We start from the raw sequence: 12,328 nt of genomic DNA, 5'->3' as shown, positions 1-12,328 counted from the left end.
CGGGGCCGAAGCCCCGTCATCAGCATCAGTTACGGAACGGGTTGTTGCCGTTGCTGCTGGTTGAACGTGCTGCTGTCGGCTGAGCCGCAGGCAAATTGCCAGTGCCGTTAAAGTCATTCACTGCGGCATCTTGTTGTGGATTTTGCGGCGCTACGGTATCCGGTGTTGTGGATACCGGTTTACCCAGCGTATTGTTCAGTGCCACCAAATCCTGCTCGTTCAGCGTGCCGAGCGCAGATTTGACGTTTAACTGATTGATAAGATAGGTATAACGCGCATTTGCCAGTTGCTGCTTGGCATTGTATAGCGTGGTGGTGGCATCCAACACATCCACAATGGTACGTGTACCTACGGAATAACCGGCTTCCATCGCATCCAATGAGCTTTGAGCAGAGACAACCGCTTGTTTGTACGCGTTAATGCTACTAATAGAAGCATTAATGTTGTTGAATGAAGAACGAACGGTCTGCACCACGCTACGGTGTGCGCTTTCCAGTTGTTCACTCGCGCCAACAAAGTTGTACTGCGCTTGTTTCACCTGTGAGTTAACCATCCCGCCCTGGTACAGCGGCAGCGAGAAGCTCAGACCGATTTTGTTCTGGCCCATGTTGCTGTCGTCATACTGATTACCCGTAGTACCACCATGAGTTTTCGACCCGCTGTAGGAGGTGTCAGACACGCCTGTAGATGCGGTCAGGTCCAGCGTTGGCAGATGACCGTCCTGTGCCTGACGAATCTGCTCACGCGCCAGATCCTGGCTTAAACGCGCCTGCAATAAAGTCAGGTTGCGGTTTTCCGCTTCTTTCAGTAGCGCATTCACCGCCTGCGGTTTGTTGGTTTTGAAACCATCAACGTTCAGCGAAGCCAGTTCCGGGTAATAGTTACCGGTCACCTGACGCAGCTGTTCTACCGCGTTATCCAGATTGTTACGCGCGGTCACTTCGTTCGCCAGCACGGTGTCGTATTGTGAACGGGCGTTCTGCACGTCAGTGATGGCGACCAGACCAACGTTAAAACGCTGAGTGGTCTGATCTAACTGACGATAAACCGCATCTTTCTGTGCCTGGGTGTAAGACAGCACATCAATCGCGTTCAGTACGTTAAAATAGGCCGTAGCGGTATTCAGGATCAGCGTTTGCTGATCGGTCTGATACGTTACGTCCTGGATGCCCGCTGATTTTTCTTGCAGCGTCAGGGCACGCCATTTAGACATGTCGAACAGCGTCTGAGTCAATTGTAATGACGCGCTGGTGGCGTTGGAGTTGACGCCGTTTGCATCACGGTAGCCATTGCTGTAGGTGTAATCGGCACCTAAACCCAGTTGCGGCAGTAATGGACTACGCGCTTCGTTAATTTTTTCGAATGCAGCATCGCGATCGGCGGCGGATTTACGCAATTCCGGGTTGCTCAGGCGTGCTTGCTGATAAACCTGCATCAGGTTTTCTGCCTGGCTCAAAGTACTGAACCCCGACAGGCTCAGGCCGATAAGGATGGGGAGCAATTTCTTCATTTGCATTCCTTGTTGTGAAGCAGTATTTAGCGCTGATCAAATTGTAAAAATATTTGCTGATTCTAGCAGAATCCGCCACTGCAAAAAGTTGGCGTTACGTGCCATACGGCGTTAATTTGCATCAATTTAACACAAGGGCGTTCAAACATCAGTCAAACGACCTTGAAATTCACATTTTAATCACTATTGGTTTCAGGACAGCACAATGCGTAAACCAGACAACTTGCCAATGACTTTCACTAAAAATGATGTAGAAATTATTGCACGAGAAACGCTATACCGCGGTTTTTTTTCACTGGATCTTTATCGGTTCCGCCATCGCTTGTTTAACGGTGGTATGAGCGGTGAGGTAAAGCGCGAAATTTTTGAGCGCGGACACGCGGCAGTCTTGCTACCCTTTGACCCTGAGCGGGACGAAGTTGTACTGGTCGAGCAGATCCGTATCGCGGCGTTTGATACCAGCGAAAGCCCGTGGCTACTGGAAATGGTAGCCGGAATGATCGAAGAGGGCGAAACTGTTGAAGATGTGGCCCGTCGTGAAGCGATGGAAGAAGCCGGACTGGACGTTAAACGTACGAAACCCGTTCTGAGCTATCTGGCAAGCCCTGGCGGCACCAGTGAGCGCCTGTCTATTTTAGTTGGCGAAGTGGACGCTACGACCGCGAGCGGAATTCATGGTCTGGCTGATGAAAACGAAGATATTCGTGTTCATGTGGTGAGCCGGGAGCAGGCTTATCAATGGGTAGAAGAGGGGAAAATCGACAACGCGGCTTCTGTCATCGCCTTGCAATGGTTACAGCTGCACTATCAAGAGTTAAAAACTGAGTGGAAAAAATGAAGCGTTACACACCTGACTTCCCTGAAATGATGCGCCTGTGCGAAACCAACTATTCGCAATTGCGCCGCCTGCTGCCACGTAATGATGCAGCCGGTGAAACAGTGAGCTATCAGGTAGCAAACGCACAATATCGGTTAACGATCGTTGAATCGACCCGATACACTACGCTTGTCGCGATCGAACAAACGGCGCCGGCCGTCACATACTGGAGCCTGCCGTCATTGACCGTGCGCCTGTATCATGACGCGAGGGTGGCTGAAGTGTGTTCAAGTCAGCAGATCTTTCGCTTCAAAGCGCGGTATGATTATCCAAATAAAAAGTTGCATCAACGCGACGAAAAGCATCAAATTAATCAGTTTCTGGCCGACTGGCTACGGTACTGTTTAGCACATGGAGCGATGGCGATTCCGGTTTATTAGCGTCGTGAAACCTAAGGACACCATTTGGAAAGCCTGTTAACCCTTCCTTTGGCTGGTGAGGCCAGAGTCAGGATCTTACAAATTACAGACACTCACCTGTTTGCCGAAAAGCATGAAACGCTGCTGGGTGTGAATACCTGGGACAGTTATCAATCCGTACTGGATGCCATACATGCAGAGTCGCCTGAGTACGATCTGATCGTCGCGACGGGTGATTTGGCGCAGGATCAATCCGCTGCGGCCTATCAGCATTTTGCTGAGGGCATCGCAAGCTTTCGTGCGCCCTGCGTTTGGCTACCGGGCAATCACGATTTTCAGCCGGCAATGTACAGCGCGCTGCAGGATGCGGGAATTTCCCCTGCCAAGCGTGTTTTCATCGGCGAACAGTGGCAAATTTTGCTGCTCGACAGCCAGGTGTTCGGCGTTCCCCACGGTGAATTAAGTGAATTCCAGCTCGAATGGCTGGAGCGTAAACTTGCTGATGCACCAGAGCGTAATACCTTGCTGCTTCTGCATCATCATCCTCTGCCTGCGGGCTGTAGCTGGCTCGATCAGCATAGCCTGCGCAATGCCGCTGAGCTGGATAACGTGCTGGTGAACTATCCACGCGTGAAGTATCTGCTGTGCGGGCATATTCATCAGGAACTGGATCTGGACTGGAACGGACGCCGTCTGCTGGCGACGCCGTCGACCTGCGTGCAGTTTAAGCCGCACTGTTCCAATTTCACATTGGATACCATCAGCCCCGGCTGGCGGACGCTGGAGCTTTTTGCTGACGGGACGTTGCAGACTCAGGTACGTCGTCTGCAGGGTAATCGGTTCCACCCTGATACCGCTTCAGAAGGCTACTGATGTCTACGCTTCTCTATCTTCACGGATTTAATAGCTCTCCTCGTTCGGCGAAGGCGTGTTTGCTGAAAAACTGGTTGGCGGAGCACCATCCGCACGTTGAGATGATCGTACCGCAGTTGCCGCCGTATCCGGCCCAGGCCGCAGAGATGCTGGAATCGATCATTCTTGAACATGGCGGAGAGTCGTTGGGGATTGTCGGTTCCTCATTAGGTGGTTATTACGCCACCTGGCTGTCGCAATGTTTTATGCTGCCGGCAGTGGTGGTGAACCCTGCTGTACGGCCTTATGAACTGCTGGTCGACTATCTCGGTCAAAACGAGAACCCCTACACGGGGCAGCAATATGTGCTAGAGTCACGCCATATTTACGATCTTAAAGTCATGCAGATTGACCCGCTGGAAGCGCCGGATTTGATCTGGCTGCTCCAACAAACGGGCGATGAAGTGTTGGACTACCGCCAGGCGGTGGCGTATTACGCCTCCTGCCGTCAGACAGTTATTGAGGGCGGAAACCACGCATTCACGGGCTTCGAAGATTATTTCAACCCGATTGTCGATTTCCTTGGACTGCACAGTTTCTGACGATCAATTCGAATTGCTTATTTAAACCATGACGCAAACTTATAACGCTGATGCCATTGAGGTACTCACTGGGCTTGAGCCGGTACGCCGTCGCCCTGGGATGTACACCGATACGACCCGTCCGAACCATCTTGGACAGGAAGTGATTGATAACAGTGTGGATGAAGCACTGGCGGGCCACGCGAAACGCGTGGACGTGATCTTACATGCCGACCAGTCTCTGGAAGTCATTGATGACGGACGCGGCATGCCAGTAGACATTCACCCTGAAGAGGGTGTTCCGGCGGTTGAGCTGATCCTCTGTCGTCTGCACGCGGGTGGCAAGTTCTCCAACAAGAACTACCAGTTCTCCGGTGGTCTGCACGGTGTGGGGATCTCCGTTGTTAACGCCCTGTCCAAACGTGTGGAAGTGAACGTACGCCGCGACGGGCAGGTATACAACATCGCGTTTGAGAATGGCGATAAAGTGCAGGATTTACAGGTTGTCGGTACCTGCGGCAAACGCAACACCGGGACCAGCGTGCACTTCTGGCCGGATGAAAGCTTCTTTGACAGCCCGCGTTTTTCTGTTTCGCGCTTAACGCACGTACTGAAAGCCAAAGCGGTACTGTGCCCGGGCGTTGAGATCACCTTCAAGGATGAGGTCAACAACAGCGAACAGCGCTGGTGCTACCAGGATGGTCTGAATGACTATCTGAGCGAAGCGGTGAATGGCCTACCGACTCTGCCGGAAAAACCGTTTATCGGTAATTTCAGCGGTGAGACGGAGACGGTGGACTGGGCGCTGCTCTGGCTGCCGGAAGGCGGTGAGCTGCTGACCGAAAGCTATGTGAACCTGATCCCAACTATGCAGGGCGGGACGCACGTCAACGGTCTGCGTCAGGGTCTGCTGGATGCGATGCGCGAGTTCTGCGAATACCGCAATATTTTGCCGCGTGGTGTGAAGCTGTCGGCGGAAGATATCTGGGATCGCTGTGCCTACGTGCTGTCGGTAAAAATGCAGGATCCGCAGTTTGCCGGACAAACCAAAGAACGCCTCTCTTCGCGTCAGTGTGCGGCGTTTGTTTCTGGCGTGGTGAAAGATGCCTTCAGCCTGTGGCTGAACCAGAACGTACAGTCCGCCGAACTGCTGGCTGAGATGGCGATTTCCAGCGCCCAGCGTCGTCTGCGCGCGGCGAAAAAAGTGGTGCGTAAAAAGCTGACCAGTGGTCCGGCGCTGCCGGGTAAACTGGCGGACTGTACCGCACAGGATCTTAATCGCGCCGAATTGTTTCTCGTCGAAGGTGACTCCGCAGGCGGTTCCGCCAAACAGGCGCGCGATCGTGAATATCAGGCGATCATGCCGCTCAAAGGTAAGATCCTTAATACCTGGGAAGTCTCTTCCGATGAAGTTCTGGCTTCGCAGGAAGTGCACGATATTTCGGTGGCGATCGGCATCGATCCGGACAGCGACGATCTGAGCCAGTTGCGTTACGGTAAGATCTGTATCCTGGCGGATGCGGACTCCGATGGTCTGCACATCGCCACGCTGCTGTGCGCACTGTTTGTGAAGCACTTCCGCACGTTGGTGAAACACGGTCACGTGTACGTGGCGCTGCCGCCGTTATACCGTATCGACCTCGGTAAAGAGGTGTATTACGCGCTGACGGAAGAAGAGAAAGCGGGCGTACTGGAGCAGTTAAAGCGCAAGAAAGGTAAGCCGAACGTGCAGCGCTTTAAAGGACTGGGTGAAATGAACCCGATGCAGCTTCGTGAAACCACGCTGGATCCGAACACCCGTCGCCTGGTGCAGCTCATTATCGATGATGAAGACGATCAGCGTACCAACGCAATGATGGATATGCTGCTGGCCAAGAAGCGTTCTGAAGACCGTCGTAACTGGTTGCAAGAGAAAGGCGACCTGGCGGATCTCGAAGGCTAATTGCATGTAGAAAAGCCGGAGAGGGGCGTAAAATGCCTTATCCGGCTCTCATCTGACGAAGCGATTATATGCCGGATAGCAAAGCGTCATCCGGCAAATCGACAACCTTAAATACCCGACTCCAGAATTCGAATATTCATGTCCAGCACGTCACCTTTCACGGCTTCGCTGTAGGCTTTCATATGCGGGGTCTGCAAATGCGCTTCAAGATGCGCGATGCTTTCCCACTGCTCAACCATCACGATTGAATCTGGCGCTGTGGTCTGAAAACTCACACCTGCGGCATGATCCACCATCGGCGCATAGCCGTGGCAGCCTTCTTCTTTCAGTACGGTCGGAACGATTTTAGCAAACTGATCCAGTACCGCCTGGCGGTGATGTTGACCTGGACGTGTACGGATTTCTGCAATAACGGTAAGCATGGTTAACTCCTTCTAATTCCAAGTTACCAGTTAACCAAAAATTTCGGTCAGATGCTTGCGATATTCTGCGATATAACGCGGGACGTCCGGCATTTTAATCACGTCATTGGTGATAAAGGTCGGCAGCGCTTCCATTCCCAGGAACTGGTTTGCTTTATGGAACGGGAGATAGACGCCATCAACACCAACGCCATGGAAGAACTGGTCTTTTTCAGTGAAGGCTTCCATCGGTGCGTTCCAGGTCAGGGACAGCATGTATTTTTTGCCCTGAATCAGCCCGCCGGAGCCATATTTTTTAGAGGCATCTGAACGTGTGCGGCCATCGCTGGCGTACAGCGTGCCGTGACCTTCGGTAAACACGTCATCGATGTATTTTTTCACGGTCCACGGTGCGCCCATCCACCAGCCTGGCATCTGCCAGATAACCGCATCGGCCCAGACGAAATTCTGCACTTCTGTTTTTACGTCATAATCGCTGTCCGCGCGTACGACTTTAACATCATGCCCGAGGTCGCGCAGGATACCGTCCGCGACCTCGGTCAGGGTGTCATTCAGTTGGCCATTAGAATGGCCGAATTTTTTCGCCCCGTTGATAATCAGAATGCTGCTCATTTTGTGTCCTCAAGGAAATACGTTTGAGGACGATTTTACCCCCACCAGCGGTGCGGTGAAATTAGCAAAATGTGCAAAGTCTTTTGCTATTTGAGCAATAATAATGCAGTTACCAACTGACCTTAGCTTCAAACCCGCCTTCCGAAGCGTTGCCAAACGAGGCTGACATTCCATGCAGTGTTGCGATACGGCGGACAATTGACAGGCCGAGACCGCTGCCGGTCACGCTTTGTCCTGGTGGACGATAAAAACGTTCACCGATGTGTGTAAGTACCTCCGGCGCAACGCCAGGACCATTATCTTTGACGCTGAAATTGCGGGCGTTGAGCGTCACTTCCACAATGCTCCCCTGCGGACTGTAGCGAATGGCATTATCCAGCAGATTTCGTACCATCAGGCTCAGCAACAGCGGCTGTCCTGTGCGCATAATATTGTGTGCGTTAATCTGCAAACGTACGTCAATGTGCGCCTGCTGGGCCGGGTGGTAGATATCCATCACCGCGGATTGCAGTAGCTCCTCCAATGAAATTTCCGCCACATCCTGAAGATTATCGAGGGAGTCGAGGCGCGAAAGCGTCAGGAGCTGATCGACCAGTCGGGTGGCGCGTTCAATTCCCGCATGTAGCTGCGCCAGCGCTTTTTCCCGCGTTTGCGGGTCGTCGTCTGACAGTTGCACCACTTCGGTTTGCACCTTCAGCGCGGTCAACGGACTGCGCAGCTCATGGGCGGCATCAGAAGTGAAGCGGCGTTCACGCACCATCATTGAGTGGATGCGGGTAAACAGCTGATTTAGCGATTCAACCAGCGGGCGCACTTCGCTTGGCACACCTTTCGAGTCGAGCGGCTCTTCTGATTCCGGGGCGCGCCAGCGCAGAGCTTGCGCCAGTTTTTTTAGCGGCCTGAGTTCGCGACTCAGCATGACCACCAGGATCAGCAACATCAGCGGCAGCGCAACCAGCCATGGGGTTAATTGTGCAGTAAGGATCGACAGCGCCATATCCTCCCGATATTCCCACTCCTGGCCCACCACAATGCGATATTTCCCATCAGCGGAATTCAGCCACAGGAAGCGCCAGGAATCGCTGTCGCCCCTGAGTTGGCCGTCGCTAAACCCTTCCCGGCTGTAGCTGTAGGGAATATCCTGGCCATTATCGCCATCGTGTAGCACTATTTTGCCGTCGGTGGAGTAGATGGCAAACGCCAGTGCGTCGTCATCAATATGGCCATGCTTCAGTTTCTTTGGCGTGCGGGCCATATTGCTTGAGGTGGTGACATCGCTGATATCCAGCGTGCTAAGCCGCTTGGCGAACAGCATCAGCTGGGTATCAAACAGCTCATCGACATTATCGGTAGTCTGCCTCCAGGCCACAAAACTGGATACGGCCCAGGTGGCTGATGCCAGAATCAGAAAAATAAGCGTTAGCCTGACGCGCAGGCTGAGGCGTTGTGTGAGTTTCATGCGTCACCCAAGGTGTAGCCAATGCCATGCACGGTACGGATAAAGTCGCTGCCGAGCTTACGGCGTAAGTGATGAACGTGGACCTCAACCGCATTGCTGGAGACATTTTCGTCCCAGGTATACAGTTTTTCTTCAATCAGTTTGCGGGGCAGGACGCGACCTTTGTTGCGCATCAACAGTTCCAGCAGTGCGAACTCTTTAGGTTTGAGTGACAAAGGTTCACCCGCCGCCGCGGCGACCAATGCGCCAGGATCGAGCGTTACCTGGCCATGGCGCAATGTGTTGCTGGCCTGGCCGCTGGCACGACGCACCAGCGCCTCCAGTCTGGCAGCAACTTCGATCAGCGCAAAGGGTTTACACAGATAGTCATCTGCGCCCAGGCGCAGGCCTTCAACGCGTTCCGCCAGCGCGTCGCGAGCGGTCAGAATCAGTACCGGCTCCTGTTTCCCGTTAGCTCGCCATTCTCGCAAAATGTCCCGTCCGTCTATGCCTGGCAGTGTCAGGTCGAGGATTACCGCATCATAAGGTGCGCTGTAGAGTGCTTCTTTCCCCTGGCGGCCTTCGGTAAACCAGTCAATGCTGAAACCCATTTTACTCAGACCTGTTTTCAGGCCATCGCCAATCAACGTGTCATCTTCGATCAGTAAAATACGCATATGTTCTTCCCTGCGATAACTCATTTGCAGTCAGTAAACCTGTGGCTACAGTCTCTGTACAGTAAAAAAAGTATCTTTTTTTGCCTTAAGAACTTGTTAAGGATTAACTTATTTAATAGTCGTAAACCAACATGAAAGGGAGACATGACGATGAAAAAATTAGCTGCAATGGTTGCCGTAATGGCACTGTGTTCCGCACCTGTTCTGGCAGCTCAGCAGGGCGGCTTCTCTGGGCCAACGACAACCACTACGCAGAGCCAAAACGGCGGATTTGTCGGCCCTAACGGTAGCAGCACGACAGTAGAAAGCGCCAAATCACTGCGTGATGACACCTGGGTTACCCTGCGCGGGAACATCGTTGAGCGTATTTCCGACGACCTGTATGTGTTTAAAGATGCGACCGGCACAGTGAATGTGGATATCGACCACAAGCGCTGGAACGGCGTAACCGTCACACCGCAGGATGTGGTTGAAATCCAGGGTGAAGTGGATAAAGACTGGAACTCCGTTGAAATCGACGTGAAACAGATTACCAAAGTTGCTAAGTAATCCCCATCAGGGCCGCGTCCGCGGCCCTTTTCTTTGTGACTCAACACGCCAGATAGGGTAGTATCTGCGGCAATATTGCCCTTCAATAGAGGGGTACAAAGTTGAGGAACCACGATTAATGAGCGATATGGCAGAGCGCCTGGCGCTGCATGAATTCACGGAAAACGCCTATCTGAACTATTCCATGTACGTCATCATGGATAGGGCGTTGCCGTTTATTGGCGATGGTTTGAAACCCGTTCAGCGTCGCATCGTGTACGCGATGTCCGAACTGGGGCTGAATGCCAGCGCCAAATTTAAAAAATCCGCCCGTACCGTCGGTGACGTGCTGGGTAAATACCATCCGCACGGCGACAGCGCCTGCTATGAAGCGATGGTGCTGATGGCGCAGCCGTTCTCTTACCGTTATCCGTTGGTTGACGGGCAGGGGAACTGGGGGGCGCCGGACGATCCGAAATCCTTCGCGGCGATGCGTTATACCGAATCCCGCCTGTCTAAATATGCGGAAGTCCTGCTGGGTGAACTCGGTCAGGGCACGTCGGACTGGGTGCCGAACTTCGATGGCACCATGCAGGAGCCGAAGATGCTGCCTGCGCGTCTGCCAAATATTCTGCTCAACGGTACGACCGGTATTGCCGTTGGTATGGCAACGGACATTCCGCCGCACAACCTGCGTGAAGTGGCAAAAGCAGCGATTACTCTGATTGAGCAGCCGAAAACGACGCTGGATCAGTTGCTGGATATCGTGCAGGGGCCGGATTACCCGACCGAAGCGGAGATCATTACCTCGCGCGCGGAGATTCGTAAGATTTACGAAAACGGACGCGGCTCCGTACGTATGCGTGCGGTATGGACGAAAGAAGACGGCGCGGTGGTGATTTCCGCGCTGCCACATCAGGTTTCCGGGGCAAAAGTGCTGGAGCAGATCGCTGCTCAAATGCGCAATAAAAAGCTGCCGATGGTAGACGACCTGCGCGACGAATCGGATCACGAAAACCCGACCCGTCTGGTGATTGTCCCGCGCTCCAATCGCGTGGATATGGAGCAGGTGATGAACCACCTGTTTGCCACCACCGATCTGGAAAAAAGTTACCGCATAAACCTGAACATGATCGGTCTTGATGGTCGTCCGGCGGTGAAAAACCTGCTGGAGATCCTCACCGAATGGCTGGCGTTCCGCCGCGATACCGTGCGCCGCCGCCTGAATTATCGTCTGGAAAAAGTGCTCAAGCGCCTGCACATTCTTGAAGGCTTGCTGGTGGCGTTCCTCAATATTGACGAAGTAATCGAAATTATTCGTCATGAAGATGAACCTAAGCCAGAGCTGATGTCGCGGTTTGGTATTTCTGAAACCCAGGCTGAAGCCATCCTTGAGCTGAAATTGCGCCATCTTGCCAAACTCGAAGAGATGAAAATCCGCGGCGAGCAGGATGAACTGGCGAAAGAGCGCGATCAGTTGCAGGCCATTCTGGCTTCTGAGCGTAAAATGAATAACCTGCTGAAGAAAGAGCTGCAGGCTGACGCTGAGGCCTATGGCGACGATCGTCGTTCTCCGCTGCAGGAGCGCGAAGAAGCGAAGGCGATGAGCGAGCACGACATGCTGCCGTCTGAGCCGGTGACCATTGTGTTGTCCCAGAGTGGCTGGGTGCGTAGCGCGAAAGGCCACGACATCGATGCGCCGGGATTAAGCTATAAAGCGGGCGACAGCTTTAAGTCGGCAGTGAAGGGTAAGAGCAATCAGCCGGTGGTGTTCGTGGACTCGACCGGCCGCAGCTATGCCATCGATCCGATTACGCTGCCGTCGGCGCGCGGTCAGGGTGAACCGCTGACCGGGAAGCTCACTCTGCCGCCGGGCGCGACGGTTGAGCACATGCTGATGGAAGGCGATGATCAGAAACTGCTGATGGCATCGGATGCGGGCTATGGTTTTGTCTGCACCTTCAATGACCTGGTAGCACGTAACCGTGCAGGTAAAGCATTGATTACGCTGCCAGAGAATGCGCGCGTCATGCAGCCGGTGGTGATTGAAGATGAAACCGATATGCTGCTGGCGATTACTCAGGCTGGTCGCATGTTGATGTTCCCGGTGAGCGATTTACCGCAGTTGTCGAAAGGCAAAGGGAACAAGATCATTAATATCCCTTCTGCGGAAGCGGCGAAAGGCGAGGATGGTCTGGCGCAACTTTACGTGCTGCCGCCGCAGAGCACGCTGACTATCCACGTCGGTAAGCGCAAAATCAAACTGCGTCCCGAAGAGTTGCAGAAAGTGACCGGCGAGCGCGGCCGTCGCGGCACGCTAATGCGTGGTCTGCAGCGTATCGACAGCATTGAGATTGACTCGCCTCGACGCGCCAGTCACGGCGACAGCGAAGAATAACGCTACCGTCCGGCTCTTCCTGTTTTCGCGCAGGGAGAGCCAACGTTAAAAATTCCCGTGAAACCGTTGTTTATTCGTGCGTTGCGATTAACAATACGCTTTTCCTTAAGAGCCGTTCTTAACAAAGCCCTA

The 12,328-nt window shown here is 53.4% G+C and carries 12 protein-coding genes; 7 read left to right on the top strand and 5 right to left on the bottom strand.

Translation table 11 applies throughout. From position 1 onward, the window contains the following. Nucleotides 1-25: 25 nt before the first annotated feature. Nucleotides 26-1,510 carry an outer membrane channel protein TolC gene (gene tolC, locus OGV85_RS12725; protein ID WP_032937374.1) on the bottom strand — a complete coding sequence of 495 codons (1,485 nt, stop codon included), beginning with the start codon at nucleotides 1,508-1,510 and terminating at the stop codon, nucleotides 26-28. Nucleotides 1,511-1,715: 205 nt separating this feature from the next. Between tolC and nudF the strand changes: the two genes are divergently transcribed. Genes nudF through parE form a run of 5 tightly spaced genes read left to right on the top strand, consistent with a single transcriptional unit; the run spans nucleotide 1,716 to nucleotide 6,121 of the window. Further along, nucleotides 1,716-2,348, top strand: a complete 633-nt coding sequence (gene nudF, locus OGV85_RS12720; protein ID WP_003024585.1) for an ADP-ribose diphosphatase — start codon at nucleotides 1,716-1,718, stop codon at nucleotides 2,346-2,348. Then, nucleotides 2,345-2,767: a DUF1249 family protein gene (locus OGV85_RS12715; protein WP_003024582.1), complete on the top strand. Its 423-nt coding sequence runs from the start codon at nucleotides 2,345-2,347 to the stop codon at nucleotides 2,765-2,767. Before nudF ends, OGV85_RS12715 begins: the two co-directional genes overlap by 4 nt. 24 nt (nucleotides 2,768-2,791) lie before the next feature. Next, nucleotides 2,792-3,619, top strand: a complete 828-nt coding sequence (gene cpdA, locus OGV85_RS12710) for a 3',5'-cyclic-AMP phosphodiesterase (protein ID WP_003838143.1) — start codon at nucleotides 2,792-2,794, stop codon at nucleotides 3,617-3,619. After that, a complete protein-coding gene (yqiA, locus tag OGV85_RS12705) occupies nucleotides 3,619-4,200 on the top strand; it encodes an esterase YqiA (protein WP_003024575.1) in 582 nt (193 codons plus the stop codon). Before cpdA ends, yqiA begins: the two co-directional genes overlap by 1 nt. Nucleotides 4,201-4,228: 28 nt before the next feature. Beyond that, the gene (gene parE / locus OGV85_RS12700; RefSeq protein WP_061547797.1) at nucleotides 4,229-6,121 is read left to right on the top strand and encodes a DNA topoisomerase IV subunit B; all 1,893 of its coding nucleotides are present in this window, start codon (nucleotides 4,229-4,231) and stop codon (nucleotides 6,119-6,121) included. A gap of 107 nt (nucleotides 6,122-6,228) precedes the next feature. On the opposite strand, the gene OGV85_RS12695 is transcribed toward parE, so the two are convergent. The 4 genes from OGV85_RS12695 to qseB all read right to left on the bottom strand — a co-directional run bounded on the left by OGV85_RS12695 (nucleotide 6,229) and on the right by qseB (nucleotide 9,270). Next, a complete protein-coding gene (locus tag OGV85_RS12695) occupies nucleotides 6,229-6,543 on the bottom strand; it encodes a putative quinol monooxygenase (RefSeq protein ID WP_003024557.1) in 315 nt (104 codons plus the stop codon). Nucleotides 6,544-6,573: 30 nt separating this feature from the next. After that, the gene (locus OGV85_RS12690; RefSeq protein ID WP_054528784.1) at nucleotides 6,574-7,155 is read right to left on the bottom strand and encodes an NAD(P)H-dependent oxidoreductase; all 582 of its coding nucleotides are present in this window, start codon (nucleotides 7,153-7,155) and stop codon (nucleotides 6,574-6,576) included. A 109-nt stretch (nucleotides 7,156-7,264) separates the two neighbouring features. Continuing rightward, complete coding sequence (gene qseC, locus OGV85_RS12685; protein WP_003024550.1) at nucleotides 7,265-8,614, bottom strand: quorum sensing histidine kinase QseC; 1,350 nt, start codon at nucleotides 8,612-8,614, stop codon at nucleotides 7,265-7,267. Continuing rightward, entirely contained in the window at nucleotides 8,611-9,270 is a 660-nt protein-coding gene (gene qseB, locus OGV85_RS12680; protein ID WP_061547796.1) for a quorum sensing response regulator transcription factor QseB, read from the bottom strand. The genes qseC and qseB overlap by 4 nt, the downstream gene beginning before the upstream one ends. A 150-nt stretch (nucleotides 9,271-9,420) precedes the next feature. Here qseB and OGV85_RS12675 point away from each other — a divergent pair, with 150 nt between their 5' ends. Both OGV85_RS12675 and parC read left to right on the top strand, forming a co-directional pair. Further along, complete coding sequence (locus OGV85_RS12675; protein ID WP_003024544.1) at nucleotides 9,421-9,819, top strand: YgiW/YdeI family stress tolerance OB fold protein; 399 nt, start codon at nucleotides 9,421-9,423, stop codon at nucleotides 9,817-9,819. 118 nt (nucleotides 9,820-9,937) lie between these two features. Then, nucleotides 9,938-12,196, top strand: a complete 2,259-nt coding sequence (gene parC, locus OGV85_RS12670) for a DNA topoisomerase IV subunit A (RefSeq protein ID WP_003024543.1) — start codon at nucleotides 9,938-9,940, stop codon at nucleotides 12,194-12,196. Nucleotides 12,197-12,328 lie beyond the last annotated feature (132 nt).

Source organism: Citrobacter sp. Cf132, from assembly GCF_030333885.1.
Classification (GTDB): domain Bacteria; phylum Pseudomonadota; class Gammaproteobacteria; order Enterobacterales; family Enterobacteriaceae; genus Citrobacter; species Citrobacter freundii.
The sequence above is the reverse complement of the archived record's forward strand: the minus strand, read 5'-3'. Positions and strand labels throughout refer to the sequence as shown.